The following is a 20,130-nucleotide window of genomic DNA, read 5'->3' as shown; positions in this document are numbered from 1 at the left end:
TGTTTCGATACATCTATCGAATGGATCAGGGGAATTTGTCCCAATTCGCTGCACGAAACAGATTGACTGCGGGATTTTTTCCACCATAAGGTCCAATCATAATGACAATCGATGAAACAGACCGCCGAATCCTCTCCCATCTGCAGCAGGATGCCAGCATGCCACTTGATGCCCTGGGCGAGGCTGTGCATCTCAGCCGAAACGCCTGCTGGCGGCGCATCAAGGCGCTGGAAAAATCCGGTGTGATCGCCAAACGCGTCACCGTACTTGATCCCGACAAAGTTGGCCTTGGGCTGATGGTTTTCATCATGATCCGCACGAACGCCCATGCGCCCGACTGGCTGGAAGCCTTTCGCAAAGCGACCCGCGCCATGCCGGAAATCCTCGGCGTCTACAGAATGTCGGGGGACCTCGACTATTTGATCCGGGCACGGGTGGCGGATATGCCGGATTACGACAGGCTGTATCAAGCGCTCATCAAACGCGTGCCGCTGTCGGATGTCTCTGCCAGCTTCGTGATGGAGCAGATCAAAGACACCTCGCAACTGCCTCTCTAGCAAGGGTTTTCACATGCCGCCACACTACCTCTATCTGATCGCTGCAGTTGTGATGGAAACCATCGGAACAACGGCGCTGCAGGCCTCCGCCCAGTTCAGCCGGTTCTGGCCGTCGGTGCTTTTGGTGGTGGCCTATGGCATCTCGTTCTACCTTTTGGCGCTGACCCTGCGGTTCATACCCGTGGGCGTTGTCTACGCCATCTGGTCCGGGCTCGGCATTGTCTGTATCGCCTCCATCGGCTTTGTGATCTTCGGTCAAAGGCTCGACGGGCCTGCCGTGCTGGGGCTGGCGATGATCATCGGCGGTATCGTCGTGATCCATCTCTTTTCGGCAACCACGTCGCATTAACCAGCGGCGATTTCCCCTAGCATTCTGCGCCGCAGCGGGGTATGCGCGCCCCAACCTGCACGCTCAGGCGTGTCTTTCCCATTTCAAAGGCTCTCTTCATGGACCTGCGCAACATCGCAATCATCGCTCACGTTGACCACGGCAAGACGACGCTGGTGGACGAACTGCTCAAGCAATCCGGCACCTATCGCGAAAATCAGGCCACGACAGAACGCGCGATGGACAGCAATGATTTGGAGCGGGAGCGCGGGATCACCATCCTGGCCAAGGCCACGTCTGTCGAATGGAAAGGCACGCGGATCAACATTGTCGACACGCCCGGACACGCGGATTTCGGGGGCGAGGTCGAGCGTATCCTGTCCATGGTGGACGGCGTAGTGCTGCTTGTGGATGCTGCCGAAGGGCCGATGCCGCAGACCAAATTCGTGACCTCCAAGGCGCTGGCACTGGGGCTGCGTCCCATCGTGGTGTTGAACAAGGTCGACAAGCCGGACGCGGAGCCGGATCGGTCGCTGGATGAGTGTTTCGATCTTTTTGCCAACCTTGGCGCGGACGACAACCAACTGGATTTCCCGGCGATGTATGCCTCCGGTCGGAACGGTTGGGCGGATATGGAACTGGATGGCCCGCGCGAGGATCTCTCCGCCCTCTTCGATCTGGTGGTGGATCACGTCCCTGGCCCGACGCAGGTGGAACAACGCGAGGCACCTTTCCGGATGCTGGCAACCACCCTTGGCGCGGATCCTTTCATTGGCCGTATCCTGACGGGCCGTGTCGAATCCGGCACGCTCAAGGCTGGTGAGACGGTCAAGGCGCTGTCACGGGACGGGGATCAGGTGGAAAATTTCCGCGTCACCAAAATCCTCGCTTTCCGGGGCCTGACGCAACAGCCGATCGACCTGGCCGAAGCGGGTGATATCGTCAGCCTTGCCGGCATGTCCAAGGCCACCGTGGCCGACAGTATCGTTGCCCCGCAGGTAACGGAGGCCTTGCCCGCGCAGCCCATTGATCCGCCCACCATCACGGTCACCTTCGGCATCAACGACAGCCCGCTTGCCGGTCGTGATGGCAAGAAGGTGCAGTCCCGTGTGATCCGCGAACGCCTGATGAAAGAGGCGGAATCCAACGTCGCGATCAAGATCAGCGATACCCCCGGCGGCGAGGCTTTCGAGGTCGCAGGCCGTGGTGAATTGCAGATGGGCGTGCTTATCGAAAACATGCGCCGCGAAGGGTTCGAGCTCAGCATTTCCCGCCCGCAGGTTCTGTTTCAGGACATCGACGGCCAGCGTCACGAGCCCATCGAAGAAGCCACCATCGACGTGGACGATGAATACTCCGGCGCTGTGATTGAAAAAATCACCGGCGCGCGCCGGGGCGAGCTGGTGGAGATGAAACCGGCAGGTGCGGGCAAGACCCGGATCGTGGCGCATGTGCCGTCGCGCGGGCTGATCGGCTATCACGGCGAGTTTCTGACGGACACGCGCGGCACCGGTGTGTTGAACCGGGTCTTTCACGGCTGGGCACCGCATAAGGGCCCAATCCCCGGACGGCGTGCCGGTGTGCTGATCTCGATGGAAAACGGCTCTTCGGTGGCTTATGCGCTCTGGAACCTGGAAGAGCGTGGCAGGATGATGATCGGCGCTCAGGCGGATGTCTATACGGGCATGATCATCGGTGAGCATAGCCGCGAGAACGATCTCGAAGTGAACCCGCTCAAGGGTAAGAAGCTGACGAACGTGCGGGCCTCCGGCACCGATGAGGCGGTGCGGCTGACCACGCCGATCACGCTGTCGCTGGAGGAAGCCATCGCCTATATCGACGATGACGAATTGGTCGAGGTCACGCCGAATGCGATCCGTTTGCGTAAACGCTATCTGGATCCGCATGAACGCAAACGCATGGCCAGAGCCAGCTAAGCGTTACTTTTTCTTTGGTTTCTTCCCGTCGCCCTCATCTTCCGGTGAAGGCATCGGGAGCGGTTCTGCCTCCTCCATCTCTTTTTGGGTCCAGGGCTTCTGTTTCGGCTGGTGTGGCGAGCCTTTGTTGCTTTCAGAGCTGTGCATATCTGACGTCCTTCCTACGCGAACCTGCCCCGGCCCAACGCGCCGGGGCAGAAAAGGTCATGCAGATCAGTTAATGTTGCGCACCGTATCAAACAACGATTTGGCGTTGTTGTTGAAGTAGGGTGAGTACATTTCCTGCGGTTTCGAGCTGCGGCGATAGCTGTTCACGCCGTTGAGATAGTTCGACGTGCCGAACTTCAGCACCCAAGGCCCGCCAGAGGAACCACCCGTCAGATCGCTGCCGACGCCGATTGGTTTCGGGTTCGCACCGACACTGCCATGATAGGCAAAGGAGGAATGGTTGGCGATCAGGCGGCGCCCGTTGAAGGGGGATGCAGCCGGATAGCCGTACTGGCACCAATGCTGATACTTTGACCAGTTCCACGCAAAGCCAAGCCAGCCGACGACCTGGCTGATCTTCTTGCCGTTCCTCTTATGCAGAACAGCGGCCCCCATATCCTGCGCGAGGCCCTTTGAGATGCCGTGTTTGTACCACGACGTCCGCACGAAAAGCTGCTTGGCCTGCCATTGGCCGTAGGGCGCCTGCCCGTCGCGATAGGCCGGTACAAAGACCACATTGGTGGCCCACCCGCTGGAGGAATTGTTGCCCGCATGCAGGCAGTGCCCGGCGGAGTAGATCGCGTTGTTGCCAACCGAGGAGGCAGAGCAGACGAAATTGCGCCCGCCCCGCTTGAAGAACAATTTGCCCATGGCCCGATAGGGATACTGGGTGTAGGGGGTGAAAACTTCATACCGCGTGAAGGGTCCGGGATAGTTGTATCCGCCCGAGGTGGCCTGGGTGTCTTCCTCGGCGGCCTCGGCATCGTCATCCGGTGCGCCGCCTTCGACGACAGTGCCACCACCCGCGTCCTGCGTTTCAGCAGGGGCCTCATCCTCTGCCAGATCGTCGTCATCAATCTCGATGATGTCGCAGGGCGTGGCGTCTTCCATTTCTGCCGCGGTCCAAAGCTCATCCGATCCATCGTCGGTGGTCTGCATCGCGATCATGGGGGTGGACATGTTGCCCTCGGTGGCGTCCATTTCGGGTTGGCGGCCGCCGTCGCCGCCGCTGCCTTTGCTCTTGTCAGCCATTTTAAAGTCCTTCCAATAAAGTATTTTTGCGAAAAATGCGGAAAGAAAATTCCGGTCGCAGTCGAAAATAGATTTTGAAAAAATGCCGGAAAATTCCCGCATACAAAGAATGCAGGGGCGCCGGGCTTCTGTCCAGACGGGTTTTCAGGGTAATTTTGTGACTTTAAAAAAGACTTACAAGTCAGATTATTGCGCGTGGAACTGCGTCCCAATCCGAAGCCTATCGGCAAGAAACCGCCCAAAAAATGGGCGCTTCACCGCGGGGGACGATTCGGTGTGCGCAGGCGAGAAGTCTAGTCTTCGGAGGTTTCGATGACCATCAGTTCACGCTCGGACGCATCGCGTGCGTGGCTCAGCGCCCGTTGATACTCCGGGGAATTGTAACAAGTTTCTGCCGCCTCGACGGACGGAAACCTCGCCACCACGTTGCGCGGACGCGCCTGCCCCTCAAGCTGAACAAAGCGACCGCCACGCGCGATGAAGTGACCGCCGTGAGCGGCAATCGCCTCGGTCGCAAGGGCTGCGTATTTGCCATATGCCTCATCGTCGGTGACGGTGACATGGGCGATCCAGAGTGCTCCCATTGATCTATCCTTTCAAAACCTGTTCCGCCGCTGCAATCGCCGCATCGGCATTGGCCACGTCGCGCGCGCCGCCCTGGGCCATGTCTGGGCGTCCGCCGCCGCCTTTGCCGCCCAATTCGACCACAACCGACTTTACGATGTCCACGGCGGAGAGTTTGCCGGTCAGATCCTGGGTCACCCCGGCGGCCACGGCAGCTTTGTCACCGGTATCGGCAATCAGCAAGACCGCGCCGCTCCCGATCTTTTCCTTGAATTGATCGACCAGCGCGGGCAGATCCTTGCCCGTTACGCCTGACAGAACCTGCGCGATGAAGGAAATACCAGCGATGTCCCGCGCTTCGGGCGCGGCTGTGCCGCTGCCGCCGGACATCGCCAATTCCCGCCGCAATTGGGCAACCTCATTGGCAAGGCTGCGCCGCTCTTCCAGCAGGCCGCGCACCCGGTCGGGCACATCGGCAGGCTGCGCCTTGAGATCAAGGGCAACCTCGGCCAGCCGGTGATCCTGCGTCCGCAGGTAGCTCATGGCCGCCGCCCCGGTCAGCGCTTCGATCCGGCGGACACCGGCACTGCTGGCGCTGTCGCTCAGGGTCACGAAGGCGCCGATGTCGCCGGTCTGGCGTACATGGGTGCCGCCGCAAAGCTCCAGCGAATAGGTGTCGCCATCGGTGCCCTTGCCGGAGCCGTCTTTGCGCCCCATGGACACCACCCGCACCTCATCGCCGTATTTCTCGCCAAAGAGCGCCTGCGCGCCAAGGGCACGCGCGTCATCGGGCGTCATGATCCGCGTGTCGACCGGAGCGTTCTGGCGGATATAGCGGTTCACGTCGGTCTCGACACGGTCCAACTCCTCTTGCGACAGGGCCTGAGTGTGGCTGAAATCAAACCGCAACCGGTCCTCGGCATTGAGTGAGCCGCGTTGGGCGACGTGGTCTCCCAGCGCCTCGCGCAGCGCTTCGTGCAAGAGATGCGTGGCGGAGTGGTTGGCCCGAATGGATGTGCGGCGGGTGTGCATGACCTCTAGCTGAATGGGGTCCCCGGCTTTCAAAGTGCCCGCCTCCGCCGAGACATAATGGGCAAAGAGCCCGTCACCGCGCTTTTGCACATCGCTGACCTGCCCCATAAACCGGGTCTCGGAGGCTTCATGCGTGCCCTCCAAGACGCGAACATACCCGTGATCCGCAACCTGCCCGCCGGACTCTGCATAAAACGGTGTCTGGTTGAAAATGACCCAGGCCGGGCTGTCGGTCGTCAGCGCATCGATCTCCTTGCCGTCCTCGACAATCGCCAGGATCACGCCTTCGGCGATCTCGGTGTCATAGCCGAGGAAATCCGTGGCCCCGTGTTTATCAGCCAGATCGAACCAGATGGTCGCATCCGCCGCTTCGCCGGAACCGGCCCAGGCCGCGCGGGCCTTGGCTTTTTGCTCTGCCATCGCCGCATCGAACCCATCGGTATCCACCGCTCGGCCCTTTTCACGCAGGGCGTCCTGCGTCAAATCCAGCGGAAATCCGTAGGTGTCATAAAGCTTGAACGCCGCAGCACCCGGCAGCTCCGCGCCCTCGGCAAGCCCTGCCAGTTCATCATCCAACAGCTTAAGGCCGCGATCCAATGTCTGACGGAACCGCGTTTCCTCCTGCAGCAGGGTCTGTTCGATCATGCTCTGCGCCTGACCAAGCTCGGGGTATGCGGCCCCCATCTGACGGACGAGCGCGGGCACCAGCTGGTGCATCAGCGGATCTTTTGCGCCCAGCAGATGCGCATGCCGCATGGCGCGACGCATGATCCGGCGCAGCACGTATCCCCGCCCGTCATTGCTCGGCATCACGCCATCGGCCATGAGGAAAGAGGTGGAGCGCAAATGGTCGGCAATCACCCGGTGATGGGTCTTGCCGGGGCCGTCGGGGTCGGTGCTGGTGGCATCGGCCGAGGCCTCGATGAGGTTGCGCATGAGATCCGTGGCGTAATTGTCGTTGGTGCCCTGCAGCAGAGCGGCAACGCGCTCGATCCCCATGCCGGTGTCGATGGATTGCGCGGTCAGATCCCGTCGCGTGCCGTCCTCGAATTGCTCGTATTGCATGAAAACCAGGTTCCAGATTTCCACGAACCGGTCGCCATCCTCTTCGGGGCTGCCCGGAGGCCCCCCCCAGATATGATCCCCATGGTCGTAGAAAATCTCCGTGCAGGGGCCACAAGGGCCCGTCGGCCCCATCATCCAGAAATTGTCATTGGTTGCGATGCGGATGATGCGGTCTTGCGGGACGCCGATCTTCTTCCAGATCTCTGCCGCTTCGTCATCGGTGTGGTAGACGGTGACGTAGAGCCGGTTCTTGTCGATCCCGAGATCCCGGGTGATCAACTCCCAGGCGAACCTGATGGCGTCCGCCTTGAAATAGTCGCCGAAGCTGAAATTACCTAGCATTTCAAAGAAGGTATGGTGGCGCGCGGTATAGCCGACGTTGTCGAGATCGTTGTGTTTGCCGCCCGCGCGCACGCATTTCTGTGCGGTTGTGGCGCGTTTGTAGTCACGCGTCTCCACCCCGGTAAAGAGGTTCTTGAACTGCACCATACCGGAGTTCGCGAACATCAGCGTGGGGTCGTTGCGCGGCACCAGCGGGCTCGACGGTACAACCGCGTGACCCTGCTTGTCGAAATAGGACAGGAAGGTAGAGCGGATATCGTTCAGCGTTTGCATGGCGAGCCTTTGAGCGTGTTACCGGTCTGCGTCAAATAGCCCGCCCGCTGACAGCTGTCCACGGGCGATTGCGGACGAAAACGGGGCGTACCGTGATGATACGCCCCGTTTGAGAATGCTCTGAGACGGTCGCGCCGGTTGTCGGACCGTCGCGTCTGGTCAGGTCAGGCTTCCAGAATGTCGTCATCTTCCTTGCGTTCATGCGCGGGCATGTCGAAATCAAGCCCGTGCGCCGCGCGGATCTTGTCCTCAATCTCCAGCGCCATCTGCACGTTTTCGCGCAGGAAGCTCTTGGCATTTTCACGCCCCTGCCCGATCCGCTCGTCGCCATAGCTGAACCAGGAGCCGGATTTGTCCACGACGCCAGCCGCCACGCCGAGATCGAGCAGTTCGCCCATCTTGGATATGCCTTCGCCGTACATGATGTCGAATTCGACCTGCTTGAAGGGGGCCGCGACCTTGTTCTTGACCACTTTCACGCGGGTGTGGTTGCCGACCACTTCGTCCCGGTCCTTGAGCGCGCCGATGCGGCGGATATCAAGGCGCACCGAGGAGTAGAATTTCAGGGCGTTGCCGCCCGTGGTGGTTTCAGGCGAGCCGAACATCACGCCGATTTTCATCCGGATCTGGTTGATGAAGATGACCATGCAGTTGGAACGGCTGATCGACCCGGTCAGCTTGCGCATCGCCTGGCTCATCAGACGCGCCTGCACGCCGACCGAACTGTCGCCCATGTCGCCCTCAAGCTCGGACTTCGGGGTCAGCGCGGCCACGGAATCGACGATGACCATGTTCACCGCGCCGGAGCGGACCAGCGTATCGGTGATCTCGAGCGCCTGCTCGCCGGTATCGGGCTGGCTGATCAGCAGCTCATCGAGATCGACGCCGAGTTTCTTGGCATAGCTCGGGTCCAGCGCGTGTTCCGCATCCACAAAGGCACAGACGCCCCCCGCCTTTTGCTGCTCTGCAACGCAATGCAGGGTGAGCGTGGTTTTGCCCGAGCTTTCCGGCCCGTAGATTTCGACGATACGGCCCATCGGCAGACCGCCAATGCCAAGCGCGATGTCCAGCCCCAACGAGCCGGTGGAGCTGGACTTGATGTCCTGCACAGCCCCTTCCTGGCCCAGTTTCATGATCGAGCCCTTGCCGAACTGGCGTTCGATCTGCGCCAACGCGGAATCCAGCGCCTTCTGCTTGTCTGCCGATTTCTTACTATCCATGCTCAATAAATCTGCCGTTGCCATTGCGTTTCCTCTTAGTGTCATACTTCGCGAAACTCGGCAATGATTGCCGGCGCGCCTGATCGGAATGTTCTCATTACGTTCCTTATGAGATCAAAAAGAGAACATTTCAATCAAAATTTCAATAAACTATCTTTTGTCGAATCTGGTTAAGGAGAGGTTTAAGCAGCCCAACTTCTTCGCGACGGGTATGGCTGCGCGCGGAAAACTATTTTTTGTTAAAGGCTTAAACCATCTTAGAGCGGTTGCGCCGCCGTCTGGAAGGGCGGGCAGGATGATCGATAACTATCAGGATGGGCGCCCGTTTTGCAGTCAGCAAACCATCCAGCAGTTTGCTGTCAGTGCAGCTGCTGGTGCACCGTGTCAGTCAGATCGTTCAGAGAGAATGGTTTCGGCAGGAACACGGAGTTCGGAATCTTGATCTGTGTCTCGCCAAAACTGTCTTCCGCATAGCCGGAGACAAAGACCACACGCACCCCCGGCCGGTCTTTCAAGGCTTCGCGGACCCAGCTTGGGCCGTCCATGCCGGGCATGACCACATCGGTGACAAAGACATCCACGTTGAGGGACGCATCTTCCAGCGTTTTCAGCGCGGCCTCAGCGGAATCTGCCTCCAGCACCGTGTATCCACGCAGACGCAGGGCACGGCTTGCGAAGGCCCGTACTGGTGCCTCATCCTCGACCAGCAGGATCACGCCATCGCCGTGTTTTGCCGCCGGTTTCGGTTTCTCTTCCCGCGCCACCGGTGCCGCGACTTCGGAGGCTTCGAGCACCGGGAAATAGAGGGTGAAACAGGTGCCTGTGCCCACCGTGCTATCGACAAAGATATAGCCGCCGGTCTGTTTGATAATGCCGTAGGCGGTCGAGAGACCAAGCCCGGTGCCCTCGCCCGTTCGCTTGGTGGTGAAGAAGGGTTCAAACACCTTTTGCAGCTTGTCCGATGGAATGCCGACCCCATCATCTGAAACCTGCACGGTCACGTAACGTCCCGGCGGGACACGCACGCGATCCCGTTCTAGCGGCTCGGCCAGATCAGTGCATTCGGTCACGATCCGGATCTGGCCCCCTTGCGGCATCGCATCGCGTGCGTTCACAACAAGGTTCATCAGAACCTGTTCCAGCTGGCGTTTGTCCGCGCGGATCGGCTCCAGCACCGGGTCATGGCTGAGCGTCAGGGTGATCTTCTCACCCACCAGCCGGTTCAGCAGATGCGTCAGATCGGAGAGCGTATCGCGCATGTCCAACGTCTCGGGGCGCAATGTCTGTTTGCGCGAGAACGCCAGCAGCTGGCCGACCAGCGCCGCGGCGCGGTTGGCGTTCTGGTTGATCTGCACCAGATCGCTGAAATCCGGGTCACCCTGGTCATGCCGCAGCAGAAGCAGGTCACAGTGGCCCGAAATCGCCGTCAGCAGGTTGTTGAAATCATGCGCCACGCCGCCGGCGAGCTGACCAATGGCCTGCATCTTCTGGCTCTGCACGAACTGCGCCTCAAGAGACTTGAGCTCGGTTGCGTCGTTCAGCACAGCAATCAGGGCGGGCACACCTTCTTCCGTCACCCGGTTCAGGGTGACCTGCACAAAAACTTCCTTGTCCGTGCGTTTCAGACGCAGGAATTCAGATTGCTGCGGCGCCCGCCCAGCCAGGGTTTCGCCCAGCCAATCGGTGATCGAGCGACCCAACCCCTCCATCAGTTCGGAGAGGTGAACCCTGTCCTTCAACGCCACACCAATGAGACTTGCCGCCAGACGGTTGTAGGCCTGCACGTCGCCTTCCTGACTGATTTTCAACAGGGGAACAGGCAGATCCTGAAAAACGTTCCAGCCATCCTTGGCCATGGTTTCGGCGCCCGGCGGCAGGAGATAAAGCGCGCGTCGCCCTGCCCCGGCGTCGACTTCACTGACCAGCGCGCGGGTGAGTCCTTCTGCCCCGGAAACATCACAGACCGTCCCCGGAATAACCGGTAAGTGCTTGAACAGACGGTCCAGCGTCTTGACGCGTCCACCTGCTATTTTCCGGGCCTGTTCATTCATGTAAAGCACCGCATTGGTGCGCCCGACAAGGATCATAGGCAGGGTGGGCCCATCCGCCGCCTGTGCTGCCGTCGGCACGTCCTCCAGGCGCCACAGATAGGTCTCCGCCCCGGCCTGATGCACCGCCAGTCGAAGATGCCCGCGCCGTGTGACCAGATCCTCGCGGGCGGAGCCCTCGTGATCGGCGCGTGACTGCAGGCGGAAAACGATACCGCTGGGATTGGCCAGGGTGTTTTTCAACATCCCGCTCAGCGTGTCATCAACGTCATTCTCGAACCGCTTACGCGCGGTGAGGTTGGAGGAAAGGATTTCTCCATTTTTGTCAGCCAAAAAACTTGGTGAGGAGTCGTTGGCGATAAACTCGGACAGCGTGGCGATCATGGCCGTGCGTCGTTTGTTGTACCGCTGTGCAATCGACATCAGGATACAGCTTAGAGCAAGGAGGGACAGGCAGGCGGCAAAGAGCGTGCGCCGGATCAGCAGATCCGGAGACGCCAGCGCCAGAACGCCCAGCAGGACAGCCAGCAACACCAAGGTTCCCAAGCGCTTTTGCGCGTTCAGTGCAAATTCCGTAGTTTTGGAAGGGGTCAACGCGCTGCGCGGCAAAGTCAGGCTCCAAGAAGATTCGAATCGCATCTGCATTTACACGCCTGATGTCTTAATCTTAACTTAACCACGACAGGCAATGCTCGCAAAGGTTGAGTATGCCCACAGTTTGACGCGCGTCAAGTGTGCTGTGAAGAATCCATGCCAGTGTTGCGCGACGTCGAAATAGCCTTGAAATCTGCGGCACAAGTCCCTGTGGCATACAAGGAAAACAGCTCGTCAGTATTCGTTTTCGCCCTGCACAAACGCATGTGGCAGCGCCAGAGTCCCCGATCGGCAACCAGAGAGTTTCATGCAGTTCGCTGATCAACAGTACGGGGCTGATCCTTGCCAGGACAGAAATCGTGCGGACAAAAATCCGACCTCTCCTGGTCCGCATCTCACACGGAAAGGCAAAGCTGTATCCGCGATGGGTCGGCGGTGCGTCACGATCCGTATCGATCCAAAATTGCACGACGAGAAGAAAAGGCGCGAAGGGATGTCAGTTCAGGAAGATGAACCCCGGATAATCTCTTCAGAAGTCCGGGCCTGGCTGCTAGATCGCGAGAAGCTTTGCAGTGAATTGACAAAGCTTGAGGCCGGGCTTGAGATTGGCAGTCTAAATCACAATGTCGACGGTGGTCTTAAGGCGAAGAACTGATGGTAGTAGGACATGTTTTATGACACCGGCAGCACGCATAAGCGCGGCCATTGACTTGATGGATGTTATCCAGGCCGGCGCACTCGCGGACCGTGCCCTGACAGATTGGGGACGAAGGAACCGGTACGCGGGATCCAAGGACAGAGCGGCTATTAGAGACATTGTGTTCGATGTTTTGAGGAGAAAGCAAAGCCTTGCATCCCTTGGCGGTGATGAAACGGGACGGGCCCTTTTGCTCGGTTACATTCGCTCGAACGGGCAAGATCCTGAAAGCATCTTTGGCGCACATAAATATGCACCGTCCGAATTGACCGACGCCGAGCGGATATCCGGTCGTTCTGTTCAGGTCCACAATGACGAAGCTGTCGATTTTCCCGATTGGCTGTGGTCGGATCTCTTACGCTCTCATGGGGACCGAACGCAGGCGATTGCGCAAGCTATGAGAAACAGGGCCCCGGTTCATCTACGGGTAAACCTTGCGAAGCTGAGCCGCGAGACGGCCATCACCTCACTTGTCGACCAGGGGATCATTGGCGAGGCCCACTCGTTGTCTCCATCGGCCGTGCAGGTTCTAGAAGGAGCACGGAAGATCAGAAACTCGACGTCCTACCAGAACGGAGACGTCGAGTTACAGGATGCGTCATCCCAGGCAGTGGCCGATTTGGTCCCACTTCAACAGGGTGAAAGACTGCTTGATTTTTGCGCCGGTGCCGGTGGCAAGGTCTTGGCAGTGGCCGGACGCGTTGCCGGCAAATTCTTTGCGCATGATGTAGATCCGCGCAGAATGAGGGATTTGCCGGTCAGGGCTTCCCGCGCCGAAGCGTACATTACGCAAGTGTCGTTCGAGGAAGCCAAGCAGGGCCCACAATTTGACACCGTTCTGGTCGATGCACCTTGTTCGGGCAGCGGGTCCTGGCGCCGTGATCCACAAGGCAAATGGTTGCTGACCAAAGACAAGCTTGATCGTGTCGTGGATTTGCAAAGAGAAATCCTTGATCAGGCTGCCGGATTGGTCAGGCCGCAAGGCCACCTTGTCTATGCGACCTGCTCTTTGCTGGAGTGCGAGAACGAACTGCAAGTAAAAGAGTTTTTGAATCGAAACACAGCATTCTCGGTCACTGTCGAACGACACTTTACGCCGCTGGCAGGCGGCGACGGTTTCTATTGTTCTGTCCTTCGCAGGCAGTGAAAACGTCGGGTGACGCGGATCATTCATCAAAGCATCACCTGGTGGATAAGGCTTGTTCATCAACATGATAAACGCGTCTGATATAGCTTCGGGCTAAACAGGAGGTCCCGTAGCGCCGTGGAACGTTCTGGACAGAACTTCTGCGTTTACCGGGCGTTTTTGACATCCTTGGCAAATGGTCAAATGGGCGAACAGGTCCGCGAAGGTCACACCTTACACTGGCCGGTTGATAAGGGTCGCCGTTGCAAAATACAGTTGCTTTTGCACCCGCTTCCGGGCTCATAGTGTGATCGTACCTTGGCAATAAAGGCATTGCGCGCTGCTGTCTTGGGTGAGCGGAGTCTTCCCGCCCGAATTGAGGCCTGGATTGGCCCAAGCGTGCCTTGACTCCATTCATGTGACAACCGGCGGTGTGCCGCCACAGCCTGGAGGTAAACCGTGCTACATAACGACCAACTGGAAAAATGGGACCGCGAGAGTTTTTTTCATCCATCCACCCACCTGGCGGAATTCGCCCGCGGGACTCTGCCTCATCGTGTGATCACCGGCGCATCAGGCTGCCATATCGAGGATCGGGATGGCAATCGCATGTTGGATGCGTTTGCAGGGCTATACTGCGTCAACGTCGGATATGGGCGCCCCGAAATTGCCGAAGCTATCGCTGAACAGGCAAAGGAACTGGCATATTATCACGCCTACGTTGGCCATGGGACCGAGGCGTCGATCACACTGGCCAGAATGGTCCTGGACCGCGCGCCCGACAACATGTCCAAAGTTTACTTCGGGCTCTCCGGCTCGGATGCAAACGAGACAAACATCAAGCTGATCTGGTACTACAATAACATTCTGGGACGGCCCGAGAAAAAGAAGATCATCTCCCGCTGGCGCGGATATCACGGGTCGGGGCTGATGACGGGTTCGCTGACGGGGCTGGACCTTTTTCACCGGAAATTCGACTTGCCCTTGGCACCGGTGGTCCACACGACGGCACCCTACTACTTCCGGCGCGAGGACCAGAACCAGACAGAGGCCGGGTTCGTCGCCGATTGCGTCGCGGATCTGGAATCGCTGATCGATCGCGAAGGGGCAGACACAATTGCTGCTTTCATCGGTGAGCCGGTTCTGGGCACCGGTGGGATTGTCACGCCGCCAGAGGGATACTGGGCTGCGGTCCAGGCGGTCTTGGACAAGCATGACATCCTTCTGATTGCGGATGAGGTTGTCACCGGGTTTGGCAGGCTCGGCACGATGTTTGGTTCTGAACACTACGGAATGCGCCCGGACATCATCACCATCGCCAAAGGTCTCACATCCGCTTATGCGCCCCTGTCAGGCTCCATCGTGTCGGACAAGATGTGGTCCGTGCTGGAACGGGGAACAGATGAAAATGGCCCGATTGGCCACGGCTGGACCTATTCTGCGCATCCCATTGGGGCCGCGGCAGGTGTCGCGAACCTGCAGCTCATTGATGCGCTTGGGTTGATTGAAAGCGCAAGCAGCGTCGGAGCATACTTGAACGCGGCGATGCGCGACGCGCTGGCAGATCACCCCAATGTCGGAGATGTGCGTGGCGAGGGCATGCTTTGTGCGGTTGAGCTTGTGAGCGATAAAGACAGCCGGACGTTCTTCGACGGCTCTGACAAGATCGGGCCACAGGTTGCGGCCAGGATGCTGGAACAGGACAGCGTCATCGCGCGCGCCATGCCGCAGGGCGACATCCTCGGATTTGCGCCGCCGTTCTGCCTCAGCAAGGAAGAGGCAGACATCGTGGTTGCATCAACAAAACGCGCCGTCACAACCGTCTTGGGATGACTCCCATTGCGACCGAAAGGAGGTCTTTCCTCATGTCAAACCCACCCTTCAGCAAGATCGAATACGACCGGCGGTTGACGAAGACCCGCGCGGCCATGGCTTCGGCCAACCTTGACGTGCTATTTGTGACCGACCCCTCCAACCAGGCGTGGCTTACCGGCTATGACGGGTGGTCCTTTTACGTGCATCAGGGCGTGATCGTCACCATGGAAGGTGAACCCATCTGGTGGGGCCGATACATGGATATGATGGGTGGCCGCCGCACCTGCTGGATGAACCACGACAACATTCTGGGCTACGGGGATCACTATGTGCAGTCGACGGTGGTTCATCCAATGCAGGATCTCGCCGGGCATCTGAAGGCCCGGAGGCTGGACCGTGCCCGGATCGGGGTAGAGATGGAGAACTATTATTATTCGGCCAGGGCGCATCAGGTGTTCGGGGCTGAATTGCCCGAGGCCACACTCGTCGACGCGACCGCATTGGTGAATTGGCAACGGTTGGTAAAATCGGAAGAAGAGATCGGCTTCATCCGCAAGGCCGCACGCATCTCCGAGAAAGTGATCGAGACCGCGATCGAGCGCGCCGCGCCGGGGGTGCGTAAAAATGATCTGGTGGCCGACATCATGCACGCGGGAATAACCGGCGTGGGAGATGACTGGGGGGACTACCCCGCCATCGTACCCCTGACGCCCTCGGGCCTTGACGCGACGGCTGCGCATTTGACCTGGAACGGGGCCGCAATGAAAGAGGGCGAGGCCACCTTTTTCGAGTTGTCGGGCTGCTATCGCCGCTATCACGCGCCGCTGTGCCGGACGGTCTACCTGGGCGCGCCACCCGATGAAATGATCCGGGCAGAGGCAGCGCAAATCGAAGGGATCGAGGCCGGCTTGAACGCCGCCCGACCCGGCAACCACATCTGTGACATCGCGAACGCCTTCATGGAGGTTATGGCCAAATACGGTATCGCACGGGACGGCCGCATGGGCTACCCGATTGGCCTCAGCTACCCGCCCGATTGGGGCGAGCGCACGGCCTCGATCCGATCAGAGGATTCCACCATTCTGGAGCCTGGTATGGTCTTTCACTTCATGCCCGCCTTGTGGATGGACAGCTGGGGCCTCGAGACCACGGAGACGATCCTGATCCGCGACGGCGGTCCGGCGGAAACGCTCTGCGATGTTGATCGCAGACTTTTTGTGAAAGGGTGATCCCTTGCTTGACCGAACCATCCGGATCCTCTCTGATCTGATCGCCTTCCCGACGGTTTCCTCTGACAGCAACCTCGAGATGATCGCCTATCTCGCCGACCGGCTGGAGGCCGCCGGTGCCAAGGTGGATGTCCTGTCCGACCCTGTTGGGAGCAAGGCGAACCTGTTTGCTACCCTCGGCCCCGAGATCGATTGTGGCATTGTCTTGTCCGGCCACAGCGACGTCGTGCCTGTCACCGATCAGGCTTGGTCCACGGACCCTTTCAAGATGGTTGAACGAGACGGTCGGCTCTTTGGGCGCGGCACCTGCGACATGAAGGGATTCATCGCGGCGACCATCGCAATGGCACCAGTCTTCGCCGAAAAGATTCGGCACAGACCGCTGCATTTCGCCTTCACCTACGACGAAGAAACCGGATGCATTGGGGCGGGTCATTTGGCGAAGGAACTGAAACAACGCGCCTTAAGACCAAGCGCCGCCATCATTGGCGAGCCGACCGAGATGCGGATTATCGAAGGTCACAAGGGGTGCTATGAATATACCACCCGTTTTCAGGGCCTTGAAGGTCATGGGTCGATCCCGGATCAGGGCGTCAATGCCGTGGAATACGCGGTGCGTTATGTTGCGCGGTTGCTGGACCTTAAAAACGAACTGAGATCCAAGGCCCCTCCGCGAAGTCGTTTTGAACCGCCGTGGACGACAATCAATGTAGGTGCGCTGAATGGCGGAACCGTTCATAACGTGATCGCCCCAAAAGCGCAGGTGGATTGGGAGATGCGTCCCGTTCAGGTTTCGGATGCCATCTTCGTGAAAGAGGATTTGAAGAGGTATTGCCGGGAGGTGCTGCTACCCGAGATGCAGAAAATACACCCCAACGCCGATATCACGACCGAGATCATCGGCGAGGTTGATGGGCTTGTGCCGGTTGACCACAACGAGGCCCGTCAAATCGTGTCAGAGCTGACGGGTGCAAACGGCGCAGACCTTGTGTCCTTCGGGACCGAAGCGGGCATATTCCAAAATCTCGGAATGGACGTGGTCGTCTGCGGCCCCGGTTCCATTGAGCAGGCACACAAAGCTGATGAATACCTGGAACGGGATCAACTGGCGCAATGCCTCAAACTTCTTGAGCGCCTTGCTGACAAGTGCGCGGCACCTGCTCTTGGCTGACCCGAGGTGCTGTAGCTGGCGATAATCCACTGACCGATTGGCGGCGTAGTCCGGCAGACGCTGTGGCTGCTGATCCAACAAATCGGCTTTGGCAAGCGCGCTGGGGCAGCGCCTGCGTCGCCGGGTTCCAAGCGGTCGATTGTCAGGAACGCGGATCGCAGACGTCACAACCGTGCCGGGGATCACCGGTGCCTCCTAAGCATCAGACCAATGCGTTGACAAAGACATCTGCCGTCATCCGACCCGATAGTTCGGGCTTTCGCGGGTAATCTGAACGTCATGCACATGGCTTTCCTTGAGCCCTGCACCGGTGATCTTCACAAAGGAACAATTGGTCCGCATCTCATCGACGGTGGCACAGCCGGTGTAGCCCATTGCCGCGCGCAACCCGCCCACAAGTTGATGCAGAACGGCCCCGGCGCTGCCCTTGTAGGCCACCTGCCCTTCGATGCCTTCAGGCACCAGCTTGTCGCTCGCAGCATCTTTCTGGAAGTACCGGTCCGCAGAGCCGCTGGCCATGGCACCCAAAGAGCCCATGCCGCGATAGCTCTTGAAGCTGCGCCCCTGGTAGAGGATCACTTCGCCCGGGGACTCGTCTGTTCCGGCGATCATGCTGCCGACCATGGCACAGGACGCGCCTGCCGCAATCGCCTTGGCGAAATCGCCGGAAAACTTGATGCCGCCATCGGCGATCACCGGGATGTCGCCGGCGGCCGTGGCGCAATCCATAATCGCGGTCAGCTGCGGCACGCCCACACCCGCCACCATGCGCGTGGTGCAGATAGAGCCGGGCCCGATGCCCACTTTGACCGCGTCCGCACCCGCGTCGATCAGCGCGCGTGTGGCCTCGCCCGTGGCCACGTTGCCCGCCACGATCTGCACCTCGTTGCTGAGCGCCTTGGCGCGACGCACAGCCGCCGCCACCCCCTCGGAGTGCCCATGTGCCGTGTCGATCACGATCATATCGGCGCCTGCGTCCACCAAGGCCTCGGAGCGTTCAAAGCCTGCATCCCCCACCGTGGTTGCCGCCGCCACCCGAAGACGGCCCAGCCCGTCCTTGCAGGCCGTAGGGTTCAGCACCGCCTGTTCGGTGTCCTTCAGTGTCAAGAGGCCCGTCAGCTTGCCCTCCCCATCGGTGATCAGCAGCTTTTCGATGCGCCGGGCCTTCATCAGGCTGATGGCCTCTTCTCGGTCAGCCGGTTCATGCAGAATGGCGAGGTTGTCGGAGCTCATCATCACCGAAACCGGCGTCTTGTCATCGCTGGCAAAACGCATGTCGCGGTTGGTCACGATGCCAACCACCCGGCCCTTTTCATCCACCACCGGAAAGCCGGTGACGCGGTAGCGGTCCTGCAGCGCCTTGGCATCGGCCAGGGTCTGATTGGCGCGCAGCGTGATCGGGTTGTAGACGATCCCGCTCTCGAACCGCTTCACGCGGCGCACCTCGCGGGCCTGTTCCTCGATGTCGAGGTTGCGGTGCACCACGCCGATGCCGCCTGCCTGCGCCATGGCGATGGCCATGCGCCCTTCGGTCACCGTATCCATCGCGGAACTGAGCAGCGGGATGTTCATCGAAATGGCGCGTGTCACGCGGGTGCGCGTGTCTGCGGTCGAGGGCAGAACCGAGGATGCTCCCGGCACCAGCAGCACATCATCAAAGGTCAGGGCCTCACGAATCTCCATTAGCATACCTCGCGCGCGGAGTGTCTCATTTGGCAGTTTCCTATTTCACGGAGCGGGGAAAATGGAAAGAGGGAAAACCACCAAATCTGGCGTATCGGCCATTGCCTGCGTCTTCATCTGGGGCGAAACTGGCGCAGGCGTCACTTAAAGGAAACAAATGCCATGGCGAGACACGGATATGAGGAAGGCAGGCTGGATCTACCTTTTGTGGGCATCTCGACGTTTGGCAAACGGCCCTATGTGTCTGACTGGCAGGCGATTGATGCCGAAGTTGCGGTTCTGGGCGCGCCGTTTGATGCGGGCACGCAATGGCGATCCGGCGCGCGGTTCGGGCCGCGCGGGGTGCGCGAAGCCTCCACGCTTTTCAGCTTCGGCCATGCCGGGGCCTACGACCACGAGGACGATGCAACCTATCTGCCCGCAGATGTGCGCATCGTGGACATTGGCGACGCCGACATTGTGCACACCGACACCGATCAGAGCCATGCCAATATCGAAGCGGGCGTCCGGGCGATCCTGCGGGCGGGCGCTCTGCCCGTCGTGATCGGCGGCGATCATTCGGTGAATATTCCCTGCATCCGCGCCTTTGATGGCGCAGATTACAAGAGCGGTGCCTTTCACATCCTGCAGATCGACGCGCATCTGGATTTCGTGGATGAACGTCACGGGGTGCGGCACGGCCATGGCAACCCGATGCGCCGCGCGGCAGAACAGACCTATGTCAGCGGGTTGACACAAGTGGGTATCCGCAATGTCAGCTCCACCGCCCGCGAAGGCTATACGCAGGCGCGGGCCATGGGGTCGCAGATCATCTCGGTCCGGCAAGCCCGTCAGATGGGCACCCAAGGGGTGGCAAACACTCTGCCAACGGGTGCCGACGTCTACATCACCCTCGATATCGATGCCTTCTGCCCGTCCATCGCGCCCGGCACCGGTACGCCCAGCCACGGCGGGTTTCTCTACTACGAGGTGCTGGAACTGCTGCAGCAGGTGGCGCAGCAGCACCGGATTGTCGGGATCGATCTGGTCGAAGTGGCGCCTGATTATGACCCCACCGGCAGCACCTCCATTCTTGCCGCGCAGGTTCTGCTGAACCTTCTGGGCTTCATCTTCCACGCCCGTGCCTCCACCCCCGAACTGGCGGGGTAGCACACGCCATCAACTGGATTTCATAATGAATATGACAATTTCAGACGCGCAATGCCGCGGC

The 20,130-nt window shown here is 59.6% G+C and carries 15 protein-coding genes; 9 read left to right on the top strand and 6 right to left on the bottom strand.

The genetic code is table 11. The features are described 5' to 3' along the window. Positions 1 to 101: 101 nt before the first annotated feature. From Q1A52_RS19270 to typA, 3 genes are all read left to right on the top strand, one after another. Entirely contained in the window at positions 102 to 557 is a 456-nt protein-coding gene (locus tag Q1A52_RS19270; protein WP_300019124.1) for an Lrp/AsnC family transcriptional regulator, read from the top strand. A gap of 13 nt (positions 558 to 570) precedes the next feature. After that, positions 571 to 906 (top strand): multidrug efflux SMR transporter, encoded by a 336-nt coding sequence (locus tag Q1A52_RS19265; protein ID WP_300019122.1) that lies wholly within the window; start codon positions 571 to 573, stop codon positions 904 to 906. 98 nt (positions 907 to 1,004) lie between these two features. Beyond that, complete coding sequence (gene typA / locus Q1A52_RS19260; protein WP_300019120.1) at positions 1,005 to 2,822, top strand: translational GTPase TypA; 1,818 nt, start codon at positions 1,005 to 1,007, stop codon at positions 2,820 to 2,822. Positions 2,823 to 3,035: 213 nt separating this feature from the next. Here the strand turns inward: typA and Q1A52_RS19255 are convergent, their stop codons facing one another. The 5 genes from Q1A52_RS19255 to Q1A52_RS19235 all read right to left on the bottom strand — a co-directional run bounded on the left by Q1A52_RS19255 (position 3,036) and on the right by Q1A52_RS19235 (position 11,250). After that, the gene (locus Q1A52_RS19255) at positions 3,036 to 4,061 is read right to left on the bottom strand and encodes a hypothetical protein (RefSeq protein WP_299783337.1); all 1,026 of its coding nucleotides are present in this window, start codon (positions 4,059 to 4,061) and stop codon (positions 3,036 to 3,038) included. A 293-nt stretch (positions 4,062 to 4,354) separates the two neighbouring features. Then, on the bottom strand, positions 4,355 to 4,645 hold the full coding sequence (locus Q1A52_RS19250) for a DUF1330 domain-containing protein (RefSeq protein WP_300019118.1): 291 nt from the start codon (positions 4,643 to 4,645) through the stop codon (positions 4,355 to 4,357). Between the two features lie 4 nt (positions 4,646 to 4,649). Next, on the bottom strand, positions 4,650 to 7,337 hold the full coding sequence (gene alaS, locus Q1A52_RS19245; RefSeq protein ID WP_300019116.1) for an alanine--tRNA ligase: 2,688 nt from the start codon (positions 7,335 to 7,337) through the stop codon (positions 4,650 to 4,652). A 164-nt stretch (positions 7,338 to 7,501) separates the two neighbouring features. Further along, entirely contained in the window at positions 7,502 to 8,581 is a 1,080-nt protein-coding gene (gene recA / locus Q1A52_RS19240; RefSeq protein ID WP_300019114.1) for a recombinase RecA, read from the bottom strand. Between the two features lie 335 nt (positions 8,582 to 8,916). After that, the gene (locus Q1A52_RS19235; RefSeq protein ID WP_300019112.1) at positions 8,917 to 11,250 is read right to left on the bottom strand and encodes an ATP-binding protein; all 2,334 of its coding nucleotides are present in this window, start codon (positions 11,248 to 11,250) and stop codon (positions 8,917 to 8,919) included. A gap of 256 nt (positions 11,251 to 11,506) precedes the next feature. On the opposite strand from Q1A52_RS19235, the gene Q1A52_RS19230 reads away from it, so the two are divergent. The 5 genes from Q1A52_RS19230 to argE all read left to right on the top strand — a co-directional run bounded on the left by Q1A52_RS19230 (position 11,507) and on the right by argE (position 17,237). Further along, positions 11,507 to 11,854, top strand: coding sequence for a hypothetical protein (locus Q1A52_RS19230; RefSeq protein WP_300019110.1), 348 nt, complete (start codon positions 11,507 to 11,509; stop codon positions 11,852 to 11,854). 19 nt (positions 11,855 to 11,873) lie between these two features. Continuing rightward, positions 11,874 to 13,043, top strand: a complete 1,170-nt coding sequence (locus tag Q1A52_RS19225; protein WP_300019108.1) for an RsmB/NOP family class I SAM-dependent RNA methyltransferase — start codon at positions 11,874 to 11,876, stop codon at positions 13,041 to 13,043. A 438-nt stretch (positions 13,044 to 13,481) separates the two neighbouring features. Then, positions 13,482 to 14,855, top strand: coding sequence for an aspartate aminotransferase family protein (locus tag Q1A52_RS19220; protein ID WP_300019106.1), 1,374 nt, complete (start codon positions 13,482 to 13,484; stop codon positions 14,853 to 14,855). A gap of 32 nt (positions 14,856 to 14,887) precedes the next feature. Beyond that, the gene (locus Q1A52_RS19215; protein ID WP_300019104.1) at positions 14,888 to 16,066 is read left to right on the top strand and encodes a M24 family metallopeptidase; all 1,179 of its coding nucleotides are present in this window, start codon (positions 14,888 to 14,890) and stop codon (positions 16,064 to 16,066) included. A 4-nt stretch (positions 16,067 to 16,070) separates the two neighbouring features. Further along, the gene (argE, locus tag Q1A52_RS19210) at positions 16,071 to 17,237 is read left to right on the top strand and encodes an acetylornithine deacetylase (RefSeq protein ID WP_300019102.1); all 1,167 of its coding nucleotides are present in this window, start codon (positions 16,071 to 16,073) and stop codon (positions 17,235 to 17,237) included. 234 nt (positions 17,238 to 17,471) lie between these two features. Here the strand turns inward: argE and guaB are convergent, their stop codons facing one another. Continuing rightward, positions 17,472 to 18,920 carry an IMP dehydrogenase gene (guaB, locus tag Q1A52_RS19205; RefSeq protein ID WP_300019100.1) on the bottom strand — a complete coding sequence of 483 codons (1,449 nt, stop codon included), beginning with the start codon at positions 18,918 to 18,920 and terminating at the stop codon, positions 17,472 to 17,474. A gap of 162 nt (positions 18,921 to 19,082) precedes the next feature. Here guaB and speB point away from each other — a divergent pair, with 162 nt between their 5' ends. After that, on the top strand, positions 19,083 to 20,069 hold the full coding sequence (gene speB, locus Q1A52_RS19200) for an agmatinase (protein ID WP_300019098.1): 987 nt from the start codon (positions 19,083 to 19,085) through the stop codon (positions 20,067 to 20,069). Positions 20,070 to 20,130 lie beyond the last annotated feature (61 nt).

The organism is uncultured Roseobacter sp. (genome assembly GCF_947488185.1).
Classification (GTDB): Bacteria; Pseudomonadota; Alphaproteobacteria; order Rhodobacterales; family Rhodobacteraceae; genus Roseobacter.
Note: the sequence above shows the minus strand (reverse complement) of the source record. Positions and strands in the feature narration are given on the sequence as shown.

What these genes read in the sequence shown, in the direction of transcription:
- Q1A52_RS19270 (WP_300019124.1), top strand. Translation starts at nt 102, where the DNA reads ATGACAATCGATGAAACAGACCGCCGAATCCTCTCCCATCTGCAGCAG.
- Q1A52_RS19265 (WP_300019122.1), top strand. Translation starts at nt 571, where the DNA reads ATGCCGCCACACTACCTCTATCTGATCGCTGCAGTTGTGATGGAAACC.
- typA (WP_300019120.1), top strand. Translation starts at nt 1,005, where the DNA reads ATGGACCTGCGCAACATCGCAATCATCGCTCACGTTGACCACGGCAAG.
- Q1A52_RS19255 (WP_299783337.1), bottom strand. Translation starts at nt 4,061, where the DNA reads ATGGCTGACAAGAGCAAAGGCAGCGGCGGCGACGGCGGCCGCCAACCC.
- Q1A52_RS19250 (WP_300019118.1), bottom strand. Translation starts at nt 4,645, where the DNA reads ATGGGAGCACTCTGGATCGCCCATGTCACCGTCACCGACGATGAGGCA.
- alaS (WP_300019116.1), bottom strand. Translation starts at nt 7,337, where the DNA reads ATGCAAACGCTGAACGATATCCGCTCTACCTTCCTGTCCTATTTCGAC.
- recA (WP_300019114.1), bottom strand. Translation starts at nt 8,581, where the DNA reads ATGGCAACGGCAGATTTATTGAGCATGGATAGTAAGAAATCGGCAGAC.
- Q1A52_RS19235 (WP_300019112.1), bottom strand. Translation starts at nt 11,250, where the DNA reads ATGCAGATGCGATTCGAATCTTCTTGGAGCCTGACTTTGCCGCGCAGC.
- Q1A52_RS19230 (WP_300019110.1), top strand. Translation starts at nt 11,507, where the DNA reads ATGCAGTTCGCTGATCAACAGTACGGGGCTGATCCTTGCCAGGACAGA.
- Q1A52_RS19225 (WP_300019108.1), top strand. Translation starts at nt 11,874, where the DNA reads ATGACACCGGCAGCACGCATAAGCGCGGCCATTGACTTGATGGATGTT.
- Q1A52_RS19215 (WP_300019104.1), top strand. Translation starts at nt 14,888, where the DNA reads ATGTCAAACCCACCCTTCAGCAAGATCGAATACGACCGGCGGTTGACG.
- guaB (WP_300019100.1), bottom strand. Translation starts at nt 18,920, where the DNA reads ATGGAGATTCGTGAGGCCCTGACCTTTGATGATGTGCTGCTGGTGCCG.
- speB (WP_300019098.1), top strand. Translation starts at nt 19,083, where the DNA reads ATGGCGAGACACGGATATGAGGAAGGCAGGCTGGATCTACCTTTTGTG.